Source organism: Vibrio sp. VGrn 2 (genome assembly GCF_009361695.1).
Lineage (GTDB): Bacteria > Pseudomonadota > Gammaproteobacteria > Enterobacterales > Vibrionaceae > Vibrio > Vibrio diabolicus.
Genome location: NZ_RBWD01000005.1, coordinates 107,545 through 126,625, shown reverse-complemented (window position 1 = coordinate 126,625; position 19,081 = coordinate 107,545). Strand labels below are relative to the sequence as shown.

14 protein-coding genes are annotated in these 19,081 nt (G+C 46.3%); 12 read left to right on the top strand and 2 right to left on the bottom strand.

The genetic code is table 11. The annotated features are described in order from the left end of the window. Positions 1–12: 12 nt before the first annotated feature. Together phrB and D8S93_RS10850 are read left to right on the top strand one after the other, a co-directional pair. Positions 13–1,428 (top strand): deoxyribodipyrimidine photo-lyase, encoded by a 1,416-nt coding sequence (gene phrB, locus D8S93_RS10855; RefSeq protein ID WP_152813148.1) that lies wholly within the window; start codon positions 13–15, stop codon positions 1,426–1,428. A gap of 6 nt (positions 1,429–1,434) precedes the next feature. Beyond that, the gene (locus D8S93_RS10850) at positions 1,435–2,361 is read left to right on the top strand and encodes a L,D-transpeptidase family protein (RefSeq protein WP_005394922.1); all 927 of its coding nucleotides are present in this window, start codon (positions 1,435–1,437) and stop codon (positions 2,359–2,361) included. A 26-nt stretch (positions 2,362–2,387) separates the two neighbouring features. Here D8S93_RS10850 and D8S93_RS10845 read toward each other — a convergent pair whose 3' ends face one another. Beyond that, complete coding sequence (locus D8S93_RS10845; RefSeq protein WP_005375145.1) at positions 2,388–2,642, bottom strand: Lpp/OprI family alanine-zipper lipoprotein; 255 nt, start codon at positions 2,640–2,642, stop codon at positions 2,388–2,390. Positions 2,643–3,194: 552 nt separating this feature from the next. On the opposite strand from D8S93_RS10845, the gene D8S93_RS10840 reads away from it, so the two are divergent. The 6 genes from D8S93_RS10840 (at position 3,195) to D8S93_RS10815 (ending at position 13,299) form a co-directional block, all read left to right on the top strand. Continuing rightward, positions 3,195–4,538: a DEAD/DEAH box helicase gene (locus D8S93_RS10840; protein ID WP_047009779.1), complete on the top strand. Its 1,344-nt coding sequence runs from the start codon at positions 3,195–3,197 to the stop codon at positions 4,536–4,538. 326 nt (positions 4,539–4,864) lie between these two features. Next, positions 4,865–6,862 carry a prolyl oligopeptidase family serine peptidase gene (locus tag D8S93_RS10835; RefSeq protein ID WP_152813146.1) on the top strand — a complete coding sequence of 666 codons (1,998 nt, stop codon included), beginning with the start codon at positions 4,865–4,867 and terminating at the stop codon, positions 6,860–6,862. Beyond that, complete coding sequence (locus tag D8S93_RS10830) at positions 6,863–9,001, top strand: TonB-dependent hemoglobin/transferrin/lactoferrin family receptor (RefSeq protein WP_152813144.1); 2,139 nt, start codon at positions 6,863–6,865, stop codon at positions 8,999–9,001. A 12-nt stretch (positions 9,002–9,013) separates the two neighbouring features. Beyond that, entirely contained in the window at positions 9,014–11,266 is a 2,253-nt protein-coding gene (locus D8S93_RS10825; protein ID WP_152813142.1) for a proprotein convertase P-domain-containing protein, read from the top strand. A gap of 25 nt (positions 11,267–11,291) precedes the next feature. Next, on the top strand, positions 11,292–12,725 hold the full coding sequence (locus D8S93_RS10820) for a DUF1566 domain-containing protein (protein WP_152813140.1): 1,434 nt from the start codon (positions 11,292–11,294) through the stop codon (positions 12,723–12,725). A gap of 1 nt (position 12,726) precedes the next feature. Further along, positions 12,727–13,299, top strand: a complete 573-nt coding sequence (locus tag D8S93_RS10815; protein ID WP_152813138.1) for a DUF1566 domain-containing protein — start codon at positions 12,727–12,729, stop codon at positions 13,297–13,299. Positions 13,300–13,401: 102 nt separating this feature from the next. Here D8S93_RS10815 and D8S93_RS10810 read toward each other — a convergent pair whose 3' ends face one another. Beyond that, complete coding sequence (locus D8S93_RS10810) at positions 13,402–15,045, bottom strand: methyl-accepting chemotaxis protein (protein ID WP_152813136.1); 1,644 nt, start codon at positions 15,043–15,045, stop codon at positions 13,402–13,404. A 328-nt stretch (positions 15,046–15,373) separates the two neighbouring features. On the opposite strand from D8S93_RS10810, the gene D8S93_RS10805 reads away from it, so the two are divergent. The 4 genes from D8S93_RS10805 (at position 15,374) to pstB (ending at position 18,927) form a co-directional block, all read left to right on the top strand. Then, entirely contained in the window at positions 15,374–16,195 is an 822-nt protein-coding gene (locus tag D8S93_RS10805; protein WP_005397879.1) for a phosphate ABC transporter substrate-binding protein, read from the top strand. Positions 16,196–16,298: 103 nt separating this feature from the next. Then, positions 16,299–17,231 (top strand): phosphate ABC transporter permease subunit PstC, encoded by a 933-nt coding sequence (pstC, locus tag D8S93_RS10800; protein WP_005397881.1) that lies wholly within the window; start codon positions 16,299–16,301, stop codon positions 17,229–17,231. Between the two features lie 22 nt (positions 17,232–17,253). Beyond that, a complete protein-coding gene (gene pstA, locus D8S93_RS10795) occupies positions 17,254–18,117 on the top strand; it encodes a phosphate ABC transporter permease PstA (RefSeq protein WP_005397882.1) in 864 nt (287 codons plus the stop codon). 60 nt (positions 18,118–18,177) lie between these two features. Further along, positions 18,178–18,927 carry a phosphate ABC transporter ATP-binding protein PstB gene (gene pstB, locus D8S93_RS10790; RefSeq protein ID WP_005397884.1) on the top strand — a complete coding sequence of 250 codons (750 nt, stop codon included), beginning with the start codon at positions 18,178–18,180 and terminating at the stop codon, positions 18,925–18,927. Positions 18,928–19,081 lie beyond the last annotated feature (154 nt).

The window sequence follows — 19,081 nt, the reverse complement described above, 5'->3', positions numbered from 1 at the left end:
GAAGGAGACACCATGATCTTAGTATGGTTTCGACGTGATTTACGAACGTTAGACCACACCGCATTTAAGGCGGCGTTAGATTCAGGTCAGCCTGTTGTCGCTTGTTTTATCGCGACGCCAGAGCAGTGGCGAGAACATCACATGGCGCCGATGCAGGCGGATCTCATTGCTCGTCGTTTAGAGTATCTCAACGACGAGTTGGAAAGCCTGAATGTTCCTTTTTTATATAAAGAGGTGCCGTCGTTTTCTGATTGTACCGAAGTGATTAGTGAATGGGCGAAAACACTTGAAGCAACGTCTGTTATGGCGAATATTCACTATGAAGTGAATGAACGAGAGCTCGATGCACAAGTGAGTGAGGCGTTAGCTTCCCATGATATCGACTTTGAACTGTTCCACGACAAATGTGTGCACCCACCAACGACGGTTCTCAATAAGCAAGGTGAGTATTTTAAGGTATTTACACCATTCAAACGTGCTTGGTTGACGCAGTTTCAAATGCCAGCGGTAACAAAGCCTCAAGAACAAGCGCCGCTAAGCAGCAAACTATTGGAACAATTAGAGCCGATTCGATTTAGTTCAGACTTCACGTTTAGCTATCCTCGAGAGTCCAGCGAGGATTGGTTTGCTTCGACCAATGATGTTTTAAAGCAGCTTAGGGAATTTGCTCGTGAGCGCAGTGATGCTTACAAGGAAGATCGAGATTTTCCGGCTATTGATGGCACCAGTCAACTGTCTCCCTATCTTGCGATTGGTGCTTTGTCACCAAGGCAATGTATTGCTCGCTTGTATGCTGAAAACCAACAAAATGACCTAACAGAAGGGAAAGCAACTTGGTTGAGTGAGATCATTTGGCGTGAGTTTTATCAGCACCTGTTGGTTTTCGAACCAAAGCTCGTTAAAGGCAAAGGCTTTATCGACTGGGAGGATAAAATTCAGTGGTCTTATGATGAGCAGGCTTTTGAGCGATGGAAGGCTGGAGCGACAGGGTACCCGATCGTCGATGCAGCAATGCGTCAGCTCAACCAAACAGGCTGGATGCATAACAGGCTTCGCATGGTTGTCGCGAGCTTTCTCACCAAGGATTTACACATTGACTGGCGTTGGGGCGAAGCGTACTTCATGAGTAAGCTGGTGGACGGCGATTTCGCAGCAAACAATGGTGGTTGGCAGTGGTCTGCATCGACGGGTTGTGATGGGCAGCCGTACTTCCGTATTTTCAACCCGATAAGCCAAGGTGAGAAGTTTGACTCTGATGGTCAATTCGTGCGCCACTGGGTGCCTGAAATCAAAAGTGTGCCAAACAAATACATCCATAAACCTTGGACTTGGGAGGGATTTTCTTTACTGGAATATCACAAGCCGATGGTTGATCACAAGACAGAAAGAGAGATAACCTTACGGCTCTTTAAAAGTGCCAAGGAATAAAGTGAAATGCTTAGCAAAAAGCGATCAATGAGTTTCGCAAAACGTACGTTGTTATCTGTATCGTTATCTTTAGCGAGTGGTTTGTCATTCGCTAAAATGTACGAGCTACCAGAGGATGGCAGTCGTTTAATTGGTCGCCTTGAAAACCACGTCGTGCAAGAAGGCGAAACCATGGCAAATATTGCCAAGCACTACGATGTCGGGATGCTAGGTTTAATGGCGGCAAATAAAGGCGTGGATCCCTTCTTGCCAGAAGAGGGGCACGTTCTTACTATTCCAACACAACTGATCCTCCCAGATGTACCCCACAAAGGCATTGTCATTAATTTAGCGGAATTGCGCTTATACTACTTCCCGAAAGGGGAAGATATTGTGCATGTATTCCCCGTGGGAATCGGGCGAATTGGGCGAGACACCCCGGTGATGACAACGCGTATTAGCCAAAAACGTCCAAACCCTACGTGGACGCCGCCAGCCTCGATTCGTGCCGAGTACAAAGCAAAGGGCATTGACTTGCCAACCGTTGTACCTGCCGGTCCAGACAACCCGCTTGGCATGTTTGCATTGCGTTTAGCCTACGGAAATGGTGAATACCTTATTCACGGTACCAACAAAGACTTTGGCATCGGCATGCGCGTCAGCGCGGGTTGCATTCGTATGGACCCAAGCGACATTGAATGGTTGTTTGAAAAAGTTCGTAACGGTGAAGAAGTGAATATCATTAACCAACCAGTGAAAGTATCACTAGAGCCGGACAGAAGTGTATTTTTAGAGGCACATGAGCCATTGACTCGCAGCAATGGTGAAAAAGATCACCTACAGGTACCAAAAGAGTTAAAGTGGTGGCTGGATGAGTTCGGACTGAAAAATGTGAAGGCTAAAGCAGCGATTGCCGCACAGAATGGGGTTCCCGTCGAAATAACCGCGCCTTAACAGGCGTTAAGACGCGGTATCAAATCTTACTTAGTGTAAGACTGAGCGATGTTATCGATACGCTCGTTAGCACGCTCAGCTTCTTCTTGAGCAGCCATTGCTGCTGCACCTGATTTTTGAACGTCAGATTGAAGAGCTTGTACGTCTTGGCTTAGTTGGCTAACTTGGTTGCTTAGTTCGTCTAGTTTTGCTGCATTTGCTGTTGCTGCGTCATCAGAAGAAGCACAACCTGCTAGTAGAAGTACTGAAGTTGCTGCAGCTGCGATCAACGTTTTGTTCATATAAGAACTCCTTGCTTATAGTGAAAGTCTCGCTACCAACTATTATTTTATACAGTAGCGAGGTTAAATGTGGATACATTTTATCAGTACATGATGTAGCAAAAGTCAAAAAAACCCAAGAATTTCATGGAGTACCTGACGTCAACTTTTACCTGAGCTTAACAAAGGTGAGTGAATTATCCTCTCCCTTATTCCCACAACAGTTCTCATAGCAGGTGTTTTTGCCACGTTCCTGATATCAATAATTTAGACGATATTGACACAAATGAAAGTTTCTCGGCGCAAATAACTGCTATTTACGCAGTTTTATTGGAGAACGAGAGGCGCACCTTGAGCTCGCTTTTCTCTAAATCTTAAGCCAAGCAGCTGACCAATAAAGCGAGGGTTTGTTCTTAATTGAGCCGCAAGTGATGTTTTGTTTTCATCCGTGGGAATTAGTTTGTGTGATCTCTATCTATACTCCTATGATTTGCGGTATTATACCGAGCTTTTTTTTTTTGCTGCGTTAGAGCGGAAACGACATTACAGAGCGCTCAGACGCTGACTGATTTATTGGAGAATACTTTGCAATTTAAAGATCTAGGCCTAGACAACCGATTGTTGAAGAACCTAAAACACTACGATTTTAAAAAACCAACTGACATTCAAAAGCAGGCTATTCCTGTTGCGATTGCAGGCAAGGATTTATTGGCATCTTCGAAAACGGGTTCGGGCAAGACTTTGGCGTTTGTATTACCAATGCTTCACAAGTCTTTAAAGACAAAATCGTTTTCTGCCAAAGACCCTCGCGCAGTTATTCTTGCTCCCACTCGTGAGCTAGCGAAACAAGTGTATGGTGAGCTTCGCTCTATGCTTGCTGGCCTATCTTATGAAGCTGCATTGATTTTGGGTGGTGAGAACTTTAATGATCAAGTGAAAGCACTGCGCCGTTACCCGAAATTCATCGTGGCGACACCAGGACGTCTGGCTGACCACTTAGAGCACCGCTCGCTTTACCTTGAAGGTTTGGAAACGCTGATCCTTGATGAAGCAGACCGTATGCTGGATTTGGGCTTTGCACCAGAGCTTCGTCGTATCCATAAAGCAGCTAAGCATCGTCGCCGTCAAACATTAATGTTCTCTGCAACGTTGGATCACGCCGACGTAAATGACATTGCGGCTGAAATGCTTAATGCTCCGAAACGTATTGCTATCGGTGTTTCTAACGAAGAACACAAAGATATCACGCAAAAATTCTACCTGTGTGATCATCTTGATCATAAAGAGGCGATTCTAGATCGCGTACTTTCAGAAGCAGAATATCGCCAAGTTATCATCTTTACGGCGACGCGCGATGATACTGAGCGCCTAACAGCGAAGCTAAACGAGAAGAAACTGAAGGCCGTTGCATTGAGTGGTAACTTGAACCAGACTCAACGCAATACGATCATGAGCCAGTTTGAGCGAGCGGTATTCAAGATCCTAGTGACAACAGATGTTGCTTCTCGTGGCTTGGATATTGCGACAGTGACACACGTCATTAACTTCGATATGCCAAAGCATACTGAAGAATATGTACACCGTGTTGGCCGTACGGGCCGTGCTGGTAACAAGGGTGATGCGATTTCTCTTGTTGGTCCAAAAGACTGGGATAGCTTTAAACGTGTAGAAGCTTACCTACAACAAGATCTTGAGTTTTCAGTATTCGAAGATCTGAAAGGTAAGTTCAAAGGCCTGAAGCCACCTAAGCCAGATTTCCGTAACAAGAAAGCAACAGCGAAGAAATCACGCCCTCAAGCGAAGAAGTCGGCTAAGAAACCTGTTAAACGTGACAAGAGTTTCTACAAAAACGTATCAGTGGGTGATGATGTGTTCATTCCGAAGAAAAAGCCAGCGGCACCAAACTCTGAAGAGTAAAAGTCGCTCCAGTTTTCAACTGATTTTAGTTTTTCAAAACCCGAGTGTTCGCACTCGGGTTTTTTTATGCTTATCTCCAGGCGAAATGATGTCTTTCTATACTAACGTGTTTGCTAGGCTTTTATATTTATCTGGTTTTATATAAACAGCATAGATCGCTAATTTAGAGAGGTATTAAGTTTTATCAACTCGGTCCAAGCAAACGTTTTTCCTCACATACTAGATAAAAATCTCACATGATTATGAAAATGATAATTGATCTCATTTTTATTTAAGGGCAGAATACGCGCCATTGTATTAATCCTATAAATGAATTTGCTCTCTATATGAAATTTACTCATGTTTTTTTAGGGCTCATAATTACCTCTAGTTCTTGCTTTGCTGTTAATGACTTTAATTGGTTGCGAGATGACGCTCGTAAAGATGAGCGAGTTCTTACCTACCTAACAGAGCTGAACCGTAAGACTGAACAGCATCAAAAAAAATATCAGACGTTGACGCAAGATCTGCTCGCGCAGTGGGAAGCCATGGTGGCAGATAAAGGTGATAAACCATGGTCGATCGTAAATGGACGCGAATGGACGTTAACGCGTCGTGACGGTGGTTATGTGTTGCTATCACGTTCGAACCAGTATGCACAAGAGAACACAGTATTTGATTTCTCTGAACGTCAATCTGCATATCCGTATTATCAAGTAGGGCAGTGGCAAGTAAGCGGAGACACGTTGCTTTTTACTGAAGATATTGATGGCAGCGAGCAATATCGCGCCGTGGTTGTTGATTTACTCTCTGGCCAATCTACGGAGCTGGCAACGCACGTCGATAGCGGTGTATTGCTTTCACCTGATGGTAAGATGGCTTACCTCGTTTCGAAGGAAATGCGTACACAGCGACCTCATCAGATCCTACGCATCTCCACTGAATCTTTGGCTAAAACCGTTGTATGGCACGAATACAAATCAGATTGGTTACTTTCTTTCTACCGTGCGGCAGATAGCCGTTACGTGGTGCTGCAAAGCAACAACGAGTCAACCACAGAGCAGAAGCTTGTTGATCTAGAAACGGGCACCGTAAGCGATTCACTGAGAGTGCCGGAAGCGGGCGTGGAATATTACGCGGATGTGGCGAAAGGGCGCGTTTACATCAACAGCAATCTTGAAGGTACATTTGCACTTTATCAAACCGATCTAGCACCTCTTAGCGCAACATGGCAACGCTTTACGACCCCTCGTGAACCGCTTGGCCAGTTCTACCTTTATGATGCAGGAGTTGTGGCACTCAGTAAGCCGAACAACGTAGCGACATTGACGGTGTATTCATACCAAGGTCAGGAAAAAGTGATACTGCCATTAGAACAGGATGGCAATGTCGCTTGGTTGAGCACGTTGGGCGATTTTGAATCAAACAAGATTCGTATACGAAGTATGTCGATGACTACGCCTCCTCAGTGGGAAGAGTTCGATGTAAAAACGCTGACTAAAACCTTGTATTCTCAAGATGCTTACCAAGATTTTGATAGCCAACGTTATGTCTCCCAACGCATTTTTATCAAGCACGATGGTGTTTCTGTCCCGGTCTCTTTAGCGTATCGAAAAGACAAATTACACGCGCAATCACCTGTGATGATTTACGGCTATGGCGCATACGGTTTTACGATGAAGCCCTACTTTATGCCTCAAGTCATAAGCTTGCTCGACCAAGGCGTGATTTACGCTATCGCCCATGTTCGCGGCGGTGGGTACTTTGGCGATGAGTGGCACGAGCAGGGCCGTGGTGTGCGCAAAGCCAATTCTATTGGTGATTTTGTCGCGGCCGCTAATGCGCTGCAAACGTTTGAACGCGGCAATAGAGAGATTTTTGCCATCGGTTCAAGTGCTGGTGGCACGTTGGTCGCGGGAGCGGTTAATCAAGACCCTAAATTATTTTCAGGTGTCGTGCTTAAAGTACCTTTTGTTGACGTGGTAGCAAGCATGTCGGACACCTCACTTCCGCTGACCACACAGCAGTATGGCGAATGGGGTAACCCAACCAAATCTGAGCAATTGGCGCTAATGAAAGCGTACGATCCAATTCTCAACATTCATAAAGACGCTTACCCACCCATGCTGGTTCAAGTCGGTTTGATCGATCAGCGCGTGCCTTACTGGGAAGGTGCCAAGTATCTCGCCAAGGTTTCCGCGCTAAGTGAGCGCGACGGGCCGTACTTGTTGCAGACCGATTTTAATTCGGGCCACCAAATGGACCCACGACAAGCGCAAGAACAACAAGCAAAAGAATACGCCTTTCTTTTATCACTAATTAAAACATCTAAAGCGGAGCAGTAAATGAAGCTTACCCCAGTGTCAGCGGCAGTACTTTCGGTACTAGCTGCCAGCCAAGTGCACGCCAAATCTGACGTTTTCTCTATGGAAGAGGTCGTGGTGACGGCGAATCGGATTGAACAACCAATGTCTGAACTAGCAGGCAGCGTCGCAGTTGTCACTAGCGAAGAGATTGAACAAAAGGGCGAAACAGAGCTTTATGATGCGCTGCGTCACGAACCTGGGGTAAGTGTGTCGGGTGGCGCTGGTCGTCCACAAAACATCACGATTCGAGGCATGACGGGTAACCGCATTATGATCATTCGTGACGGTATTCGCTCAGCAGACGGTTTCGGTGCGAATGACAGTAATGACAAAGTGGGCCGCGATACATTTGATCTTTCTAATTTGGAATCATTAGAAGTAGTGAAAGGGGCGAGCTCCTCAGTCTTAGGTTCTGGTGCTATCGGTGGCGCTGTGATTCTAAAATCCAAACAGCCGGGTGAGTTTTTAAAAGATCGTGACTTTTATGTTGATGCCACGGGCACGTACACGGGGATCAGCAATAAATACAAAGGCGCGAGCAATCTGGCATTTCGTTCTGGCGACACGGAAAGCTTAGTCAACGCGGCGTATTGGCAAGGTGAAGAGACGCGTAACTTCAGCCAAGATTTGTACAACCGCGATTTGGATGGTTACAGCGCGTCATACGCCATCAATCATTTCTTCAATGATGAAGTGATGGTCAAAGCGCGTGCCGAACTTTATCGGCAAGACCAACAACGCCTGGAAGGTTCGCCATCTATACAGAAGGATGGCAAATGGCATATCGAAGACTTCGCAGAAGATGAATCGACAAAAGAGTACAGCGCTTATATTGGTGCCGAAATGACTCCTATTAACCCCAAGTGGTTCGAAGAGTTAGATACAAAGGTCTACTGGCGCCACACCGAAGTGGTGGAAGACACGAATCGTTTAATGAGACAAGTTGACCACAATGGTTTGACTGTTAGACGTCGCGAGCTAGAACACAAAACCTTCATTGACGAAACAATTGGCTTCCGTGGTGATTTCACCAATACGATTTATGCTGCAAATGCTGAGCACCAATTGGCTTACGGTATCGAGCTTTCTACTGACTATTATGAACGCACAGATAGCGATTCCAAGATTGATTGGAACGGGGTAACGCCTTCGACCAAACAACCTTTCGCTCCTGCTCGTGCTTATAACATTGGTCTGTACGTTCGAGATATGGTGGAGCTGGATAAATGGACCATTACAGGCGGCCTGCGCTTTGATGCGCACCGTCTAACACCGGACGGTGAGGGTGAAGTGGGCGGCTTCCCATTAAAAGACATGGATAGCTCAGAGGTATCTCCAAGCCTATCGATTTCTCGTGAAGTGTTTGCCAATAACATCGCTTATGTATCTTATAACCACGGTTATCGTGCTCCGGAATACGACAAAGCGTATGGCTTCGTAAGCCATGACTTTGTGCCGCTAACGCCGTTTGTCATTGCACCGAACATGGACCTAGAGGCTGAAACTTCGGACTCGTTTGAAATCGGTAACAAATTCGATAATGGCCACGCGCAACTTTACGTTTCTGCGTTTTACAACAAGTTCCAAAACTTCATCGATGTTGTTACCACAGGGCAAGATAACTTCGGTAACTACATCAAGCAATACCAAAACTTACACGGCGTTGAAACCTACGGCGCCGAGCTTTCTGCCGCGTACGCTCTCACTTCCTCTTGGAGGCTAAGTACCAAGCTTGGTTATGTTGACGGAAAGGACGCCGAAGGCGAGTACGTTCGTAGCATCACACCTTTCGAGGGCAATGTTGGGCTGAACTATCAGCAGCAAGACTTTAATGCGTTCGCGACGTGGAACTGGGCTGGTTCGATGGATCGTGTGCCGAGTTGCCAAACATCACTTGGACAAAAGACCGAGTGCGCACAAACAGATTCATGGAACACGCTTGATTTGGGGGCAAGTTACCAAATCACTGAAGATTTTCGTTTGAGTGCGACCATCATCAACCTGTTCGACAAAGAATACATTCGCTACCAAGACGTTGCTGGCATAGCGGATGAGAGCAAACGCTACTCAACGGAACCAGGTCGTTACTTTACGGTTAACGCGAAGTACATCTTTTAGTAGGAGCCCTGCATGAAACTCAAACTTTTGGCGCTTTCTCTTGCGTTGGCAGGCGTTCAAGTGACGAACGCTGCCGAGTGGGATTACCCTAGCGCGGCTATTACGGTCACGAACCAAGCCGAAGCGCTGCGCTACTTACAAGCCAATTACGCTAGCGCTGGCGAACTTAAGTTTCGCTATCAAACTCGTTCTCAGCTCGGAGATCATTACAACTTTGATGTGTGGGTCGATGGGCAGTATCAACCGCAACGCACCATTGTGCTGTCGACTAACCAAGACAGTCAAGTTGAGCGTATTTTCAAAAGCCTTGAAGATACGGTGATTCGTAATGGTGAGGCGATGCCAGCTGGAGAACTGGAACTGCCTGTTCGCTTGGAAGTGACCGAGCCGCCAGCATTGAGCTCTGGTGAGTTGGTGACTGTTCCCGTCTCACTCTTTGATCCTGATTTACGTACAATGCAACAACAAGCTGCGCCTGATTCTGCTTGGAATTCGTTAGAGGATTATCCGCAGCCACTTCAATATGTTGAGAAGCAGATTCAAGTTTTGCAGTCTGGTGGCAAGTTCTACCTAGCTAACGAGCGCGTTAAACAGGTGGATGCACTTGCATTACTGTCTTCACCTGCGGTAGGTGCGGAGCCTGTGCGTGATACAAGCAGTATTTTGCCGCCTGAGGGGGTTCAATCTTTTGCGGATGTAAAAGCGATGCAAAGCGCTCAACTTGGCGACAATGCCTTTTTGCAGTTGATGGCGTTTTACCATCTTGACAGCTCACTGAAGTACTTATCGAGCTTGAGCTATGACTTATTTGACGAACCGCTTCGTTTTGATGGGCGTGGTTTAGCGCTCGACAACTCTTCTTACTACACAGGTTCGCGTGCGCTGATGTTAGGCGTTGGCGGAGTATCTCCAGATGCTGCAGATGCAGATGTGATTTTGCACGAGCTAGGACACGGTATTCACTATCAAATCGTTCCTGATTGGGCGTACGGTCACACTGGTGCTATCGCAGAAGGTTTTGCTGATTACTGGGCGGGCAGCGCGAGCTACCGCACTCAATATTTGGATGCTTCGCGTCGTGGTCAAGAATTCGAGTTAGATACGGTGTTCAACTGGGACGGTGTGTTCGGAACACGCAAAACAACTCGTAGCTTATGGAACCAAAGAGCGCGTTACTTCGAGGGCTCAGAGTATCCAGCGCACGTTAGTGTGGGCGGTGAACTAGGCGACGAGCTATGGTCAACGCCACTGTTCCAAGCACTTAAAGCATCGGTTGAGCGATACGGTGATGATACCGATAACGTGTTCCGCGAGTTTGACGCCATTGTTCTTGAAGGCATGTATGGCATTGGTCGTGGCATGAAAATGCATGATCTGGCGGAATCGACCGTGTTTGCCGCAAACACCTTGTTCCCAAATAAAGATTACGCCCAATTCCTGACGGACAGCTTCAACAAACACAAGTTACTTAAAGCGCCTCTTCGCGTTCGCTATGACGCTCGATACATCGCACAAGGTGAAGAAGTTGGTGTGAGCCTGAGCCAAACTGGCCGCGAAGCGAGCATCAAAGGGCAATGGCAGCTAAACAACGCATCCGTTTTCGACTTTGATGAAACGCTTTCTGATTCGACCTCAATGAAGGTAGCGTTACCAAGCGGTCTGACGTGTGGCACGCAATTCGATTCCTCTATTTCATTGGATTACCAATTTGCTGAAGGCCTAAAGACTCACCAGTGGAGTGAAAAGGTGATGCTGGTTAATGGTACGCCAGATCTCGATATCCAGCCTCAATCAGTGAGCTCTGCTTTGCCGGAGCAGGGCGACAGACTGTTCTCTCAGACGCTATCGGACAAGTCGCGCACGATTGATGATTCGTTTGCGGTTTACCTGAACATCGAACATGACTCACTGCAGGATCTGCAAGTGACGCTAGTGTCTCCACAAGGCAAATCGGTCGTGTTACTCAGCCATCAATCAAGCAATACCAATGGATTTAAAGGTTACTTCACCGCTCAGTATGACGAGGAGTTACAAGCTCTTGTCGGTCAACCGAGTTGGGGTACTTGGCGTCTCGAAGTATCTGACCGTGTGTCAGGGAACTCTGGGGTGTTGAAAGAGTGGGGTGTGAGTCACTTTGCTCAGTATCAGTGCAGTGCTGATACCACTAAAGAAAGCAGTGGTGGTGGTTCAGGTGGCAGTGGCTCGCCTTGGACCTTGTTAGGACTTTTCCTGCTTTCAATGGTGAGAGTGATTCGCTCTCGTTAATTAAAATCAAAAGAAGATAAAATCTATGAAGTTTCAATATTCTTTCGTTGCTATGTCACTAGCCCTAGCTGGCTGTGGCGGTGGTTCTGGTGGTGACACGTCGGCACCGACCTATGATGTAGCTGGCACCATCGTTTCTGCAGGTACACTTCTTGATACGCCAGTGTGCATCGATTTAAACCAAAACTACGTTTGTGATACCACTGAACCGAGTGCTAAAACGGATAATGCTGGTACATTTAGCCTGACTTCAAGCAACAAGAACGTACTAACCAGCACCATTCTTGCTCAAGTTGATCAAGGTTCAAACCAAACGTTGCGTCTTGCGGCTCCGGGCCAAAACTTAGCAACGGGTAACACGGTCAATGGTTTAACAACGTTGCTCGCAGGTCTTGTAATTGACGGTAAAACCGTTGCTCAAGCTGAAGAGATCGTAAAAGCGCAACTCACCGATGCCGGCGTTTCTCTGTCTGGTACGGTAATGTCTAACGCACAAGCCAGCGAGCTAGACAAGCTAGAGCAAAACACGGTTGCGCTATTAGCTGCGATGCAACCACAACAAATGACCAAAGGTGTAGCGTTGCTTGCTCAAAGCCTTAGCTTCCAAGGTAAATCGTTGGTTTCTGATCTTCTGTCTGAAGCTCAAGTGAGTGCATTTGCTGAAGAAATTGCAGCGGTTGCTGAACAAACGGTTGGCAGCAACGATACGGGCGCCGTTCTTCATTTTGCTGATGGCGCCACAGACGTTGCTGAGGTTCAAGCTTCTTACCCTGGTCAAGATGCGGAATACGGTTTCGACAAAGAGGACAAGCAAACGTCGACAGGCGCTGGCTTTAAGTTCGTTAAGCTAGATTCACAAGGTGCTGCTTTAGCTGCAGATGCCACGGAGTGGGCTTGTACTATGGACGAGCGTACTGGTCTTGTTTGGGAAAACAAGAGTGCGGATGCGAGCTCTATTCAATTTAAAGATCGTACATTCGTGTATGAGTCAGCAACATTCAAACCGTATTACGAAGATCTTGAAGTCGTTGGTTGTGTGGATGCTGCTGATGGCATCTGTTCAACAAGCCAATATGTTGAACATATAAACAAGCAATCACTATGTGGCATTACTGATTGGCGCCTACCAACATACCAAGAGTTCTACGATGTTCTCGACTTAGGCGAGACAGAGAAAGATGCTGACGGCAATGTCTATGGTATGACGACAGCTTACTTCCCTCAACAGGGCAAGGGCAGCCCAGATGTTGAATCAGGTGCTATTTGGCTAAGTGATTTCACATTTAACAATTACTCTACTTATAACTACGAAGGTGCGCTTCAATTTGCAGTAGTTGCAACGAAAGGTGCTGACCGTGGTTACGTTAGCTTTGTTGAAATTTATTCAGACAAAGTGGAGCGTGACACAGGCACGTCATACCAATTCCCAATCCGTCTAGTAGCAGTTAAGGGCCAATAAGATGAAGAAACTAATCACCGCGCTATCTCTTGTTTTGGCTTCTCAAGTAGCCATGGCGGCACAAGAGTGTTCTACTGATTTTGGAAAAACAGCACCAAACTCTCGTTACACCTACTCCGATGCTGGGACGGTTACGGATTTAAAAACGGGCCTAACTTGGATGCGTTGCCCTGTTGGCTCAACGTGGAATGCGGCAAATGAAGCCTGTGATGGTGCTGCAACTAAGATGTCATGGCAGTTAGCGCTATCAACCGCTGAGCAAATCCGCAATGAATCAGGTAACCATGCTTTACATGACTTCGCTGGCAAAAAGAATTGGCGCTTACCAAACATTAAGGAGTTGGTCGCGTTGACAGAACGTGCTTGCCACAGCCCTGCGATGAACGGTACTGCATTCGCAAGTGGCTACACGCTAGAGGTGGGTGACTACGCAGGTTACATCTGGAGTAACACTCCGAACGGTGATGGCTCAAACGTCATGGTGTTTGATTCATTTAATGGTGAGGTTTACAACTGGAGCCCACTAGAGCCAACGAACACTTTCTCTGTTCTGCTGGTCACCGACGAAGAATAATCACACAGTTGGATTTTCTCTAATCCAGATATTAAAAAGCTCCGCCAGTGCGGAGCTTTTTTCTTTTCTAACCTTTGAAACTTATCGTGTTGAGCAGAACCTTTAAACTTGGAACTGCTTAAGCTGATGCTTTTGGTTTTCCGCTAAGTCTGAAAGCTCTTGAGCGGCAGAGGCGGACTGCGTAATGCCAGTCACGTTCTGGCTCACCAGCTCATAGATGTTTGTTAAGTTGTTATTGATATCAGCCGTGACCTGTTTCTGCTCTTCTGATGCGGTCGCCACTTGAGTGTTGATTGAGTTCAGATCGGCGATAGCGTTACTGATATTAGCAAGTGATTGGCTAACTTCTTGTGCCAGAGCTTGGTTGTCTGACAGCATGGCTAAGCTAGAGTGCATGCTTTCATTCGCGTGACCAGATTGCTGTTGAAGCTCTTCAATGATGGTCTGGATCTCTTTTGTCGATTCCTGAGTTCGCGCCGCTAGCATACGGACTTCATCGGCCACTACCGCGAAGCCTCGGCCACTTTCGCCCGCACGTGCAGCCTCGATCGCTGCATTCAGTGCAAGCAAATTGGTTTGCTCAGAAATGCCTTCAATCACTTCGATCACGCGACCAATGTGTTCTGATTGATCTTTCAGCGATGTCACGACGGCTGCGGCTTCGTTGAGTTGTTCTGCCATTTTTTCGCTTGCGCGAGTGCTTTCCTCAAACATGCTCAGACTTTGTGAGGTAAGCATGCGTGCTTGATTTGATGCGCTATCGGCTTCTTGTGCATTGGTCGACACTTCAGCTGCAGTCGATTCTAGTTGGTTGATTGCCGAAGCCACTTGCTCAACTTCTTGCTTTTCTTGATCTGAGTTAACGCTGCTTTGAGTCATAACAGTCGCTAACTCGGTCGATGCTGATGCCACATCTTCACTAATTCGAACTAATGCACTCACGGTTTCACGCAGTTTGTCGATGGTTTGGTTTACATCCTGAGCCAGTTGCGACACTTCGTTTTTTCCGATGGCTTCGGCTTTAACCAATAGATTTCCTTTCGCGACTTCTTGCATGGTTCCTTGAAGGTTACGAATCGGTGCAACGATATAGCTGGCTAGTATCCAACTAATAAGCGAAGCGGCACTCAAGATAACTGCAAGCGTGACCGCGCTGTAAGTGAGCGTGGTTGAATGCTGTTCGCCATTCGTTTCGACTTCATCGGTGACGATTTGATTCAATTGCTTAGACAGGTTGTCGATGGCGTTGATCATCGCTTCGCCAGCCAATCGGTATTCTGCCATCGCAGATTCGTACTTTTGATTGAAATCGGATGTGGTGTAGCCAGAAGAGTGTTTGGTGGTGAGCAGAGGTGTCATGGTGACGCGCGTGAAATCAACATAGTGATCCATGGCTTTGCGCATAGTATTCACTTCGGTTTGAACGCCTGGGAGGCTATCGATGGAATTCAGAAAATCGCGGTTTTTGTTTTGTCGTTCAGACAGTTCTTGGTTGAGAGATTGGACATCTTCGGCTCTAAATAGACTGTAAATGGCTTTGATGCGCATGGCGTAGGTGTTGTCTACGATGGCGCTGAGTTCCTCTTTATGAATGATCAGCTTGTTGGTGGAAGTGGAAACCTTATTGAATGCTTGGTCGAGCTTGCCGATTCCGACGCTCAATCCAATGACGAGTAATACAACGGTGAATAGAACAGGCAAAAAGACCTGAAGTTTAATAGAAAGCGTACTAAGAAATTGACGCATGATTGACCCTCTATCGGTTTTATTATTATCTTTTTTATAAATAAGCATCTCGATTTTAATTGCCACATTCGTCAAATCAATGACTTACTCATATCCAATTGTTATGAAATGTACCAAAATCGATGGAGTTATCATTTTGAACGCGCGGCAATTTATAAAAGCGCTAGGCTAAAAACGGTAGAGGGGTCAGTCGCGGAATTAATATACAGAAATGACAACGTGTCATAGAGGGTTCAACTAAGTGAAACACAACTGTCATATTCAAATTCTAAAGTGAGCACCGTTCAAGTGAAACACAACGGCAATAAAGCCACTTAAGGAAATTGTGATGAAAAAGACAGTAATCGGTGCAATCGCACTTCTAGGCGCAATGGCAGTGACTCCTGTTTCTGCTAAAGAAACTATCTCTGCAGTGGGTTCTAGCAGCGTAACTCCACTGATGGAAGTTTTCTCTGAAACGTACATGAAGAAGAACCCTAACGTATTTATCGAAGTTCAAGGCCCTGGTTCTTCAGCTGGTGTTAAAGCAGCAAAAAATGGTTCAGCAGACCTTGGTATGTCTTCTCGTAATCTAAAAGACTCTGAAAAAGAATCAACACTAATAGAAGAAGTGGTTGCTCGTGATGGTATCGCAGTGGTTGTTAACCCACAAAACAAACTGCCTGGCCTAACAGCAGAGCAAGTGACTGCAATCTACAAAGGCGAAGTATCAAACTGGAAAGAAGTCGGTGGTGCAGACAAGCCAATCGTAGCAATTACTCGTGACACGGCTTCAGGTACTCGTGGCGCATTTGAAGACATCATGTCTCTTAAAATGAAGATTTCTGGTAAGAAGGTATCAGCTATCTCTCAACGTGCTCAAGTTGCAAACGGTAACGGCGCACTAAAAACAATGGTTGCATCTAACCCATACGCAATTGGCTACATTTCTCTTGGTACTGTAGACAACACTGTTAATGCTCTAGCAATCGACGGTGTTGATGCAACAGTGGCTAACGTGAAAAACGGTTCTTACAAAGTAGCTCGTCCATTCCTTGTTCTTTACAAAGAAGGCAAGCCATCAGCTGAAACGCAAAAATTCCTAGACTGGATGCTAACTGAAGATGCGCAAAAGCTAGTTGACCAAAACGGTTACATCTCAGTTCACTAATTTTATCGGGACTCTTAAGTTTGCTCAGCCCACCATTTAGGGCTGAGCCTTTTCTATCCATAGTGTTCACCGGCAAAACGCCCAGAACCGTGAGATTTTTTAAATGACCATCGCAACAAATAGTGAAAAGCTTATGAATACTGACGCTAAAGCTATCAGCAAGCCCGGCCTGCGAGAGAAACGTCGCGTAGACTGGAAAGAGCGTATCTTCCACGGCTTGTTCCTAACCAGTGCCGTTATCGGCATCGTCTCATTAGCCGTTATTGCATACTTCATTGTTCGAGAGAGTATCCCGGCATTCCAAGAAGCTGGTATATCGGGCATCGTTCTTGGACAAAACTGGCTGCCGCCTGCACTTTACGGTGTTGCGACAATGATTGTTGCATCTATTGTATCGACGGCAGGTGCGGTAATCGTTGGTGTACCAATTGGTGTGCTGACGGCTATCTTTATTGCCGAAATCGCACCAAAGCGTCTTGCGGATATTATTCGTCCTGCAGTTGAGCTTTTGGCTGGTATCCCGTCTGTGGTTTATGGTTTCTTTGGTTTGGTCATCATCGTACCGCTGATTCAAAACATCTTTAATGTCCCTGCGGGTAACACGATTTTGGCAGGTATCATCGTGCTTGGTGTGATGATTCTACCGACCGTAATCACAGTATCTGAAACGTCTATTCGAGCTGTGCCTCGCGCATACAAAGAAGGTTCTTTGGCACTTGGCGCTTCGAAAATATACACAATCTTCAAATTGCTCGTTCCAGCGGCTCGTTCAGGCATCATGACGGGTGTGATTTTGGGTATTGGCCGTGCTCTAGGTGAGACAATGGCGATCATCATGGTGATGGGTAATGCACCTGCTATGCCAGAAGGCATCTTGGATTCGGCACGTACGCTAACCGCAAACATCGCGATTGAAATGTCTTACGCAAGTGGTATTCACGCCAACGCTCTTTACGCCACTGGTGTTGTACTTCTGGTCTTCATCATGTCGTTGAACGCTGTACTTCTTTACCTAAACCGAGAAAAAGCGAAGTAATCGCTCGTTAAAGGTGACTATTATGGATCGCGCAAAACTAAAACAAGCTCGCCAGTTCAAAGATAACGTCTTTAACGCTTTGGTTTGGATTTCGGCAGCACTAACGGTAGGTTTTTTGTTCTGGATTATCTGGTACATCCTATCAAATGGTCTACAACACGTAGATTGGAACTTCATTACTGATAACTACACACGTACTGGTGAAGAGCACGGTATCTTCCCGATGATCGTCTCGACCATCTACATGGTTATCGCATCCATCGCGGTAGCGGCGCCACTGGGTATCATGACGGCAATCTACTTAACCGAATACGCGAAAGTCGGTAGCCGATTGGTAAAAATTATCCGATTCTGTACTGAGTCGTTGGCGGGTATCCCGTCGATCATCTTCGGTCTATTCGGTATGACGTTCTTCGTGGCAATTCTTGGTCTGGGCTTCTCGATTCTGTCGGGTGCACTGACTCTAAGTATTCTTATTCTGCCAGTGATCATCCGTACTACGGAAGAAGCACTAATGGCAGTGCCTCAAACGTATCGTGAAGGCTCTTACGGCCTTGGCGCTTCAAAAATTTACACTATCTGGCGTTTGATTCTTCCGAGTGCAATGCCAGGGATCTTAACCTCGGTCATTCTTAGTATTGGTCGTGTCATTGGTGAGTCTGCTCCTGTATTTCTGACAGCAGGCATGGTTGCTCGTATTCCAGATTCTCTGTTGGACTCCGGTCGTACATTAACCGTTCACCTATACAAACTGACTACCGAACTGTTTACCGTTGAAGAATGGAATCAGGCTTACGGTACCGCAACAGTGCTTATCGTGGTTGTTCTTCTGATCAACATGGTAACGAAACTGATTGCTAGACGTTTTAACACCGCAACTTACTAACAACACTAATTAAGAACGCACGTTAAAAGACACGAATTCAAGATTTAAGAGATTAAGAAAATGAACAAATTTGATATTGAAAACCTAGACTTATTCTACGGTGAAAACCAAGCACTGAAATCGATCAACCTACCAATTCCAGTTCGCCAAGTAACGGCACTTATCGGCCCGTCAGGTTGTGGTAAATCAACGCTTCTACGTTGTTTGAACCGCATGAACGACCTAATCGAAGGCGTGAAAATCACGGGTAAATTGGCGATGGACGGCGAAGACATTTACGGCAACATTGATGTCGCGGATCTTCGCATCAAGGTTGGCATGGTGTTCCAGAAGCCAAACCCATTCCCGATGAGCATCTACGAAAACGTGGCTTACGGCCTACGTGCTCAAGGTATCAAAGACAAGAAACACATTGACGAAGTGGTAGAGCGTTCACTACGCGGTGCAGCACTTTGGGACGAAGTGAAAGATCGTCTGAAGTCACACGCATTTGGTCTATCGGGTGGTCAGCAACAGCGTCTGTGTATCGCGCGTACTATCGCGATGGAGCCGGACGTAATCCTGATGGATGAACCAACGTCGGCACTTGACCCAATTGCGACACATAAAATCGAAGAGTTGATGGAAGAGCTGAAGAAGAACTACACCATCGTTATCGTGACCCACTCAATGCAACAGGCGCGTCGTATCTCTGACCGTACTGCGTTCTTCCTAATGGGTGAACTGGTTGAGCATAACGATACTCAAGTGATCTTCAGTAACCCTCAAGATGACCGTACTCAAGGCTACGTAAATGGTGATTTCGGTTAATTCGCCATATTTACAAGCATAACTAAATAACTATAAGCGATGGTAACTTTGCCCCTCTTTTTGAGGGGCCTTTTTCTTTTCAAGCTGCAGATTTATAACACCAACCTATACCAATAATTCTTGCAAGGAAGCACAAATACCCCCCTTTTTATAG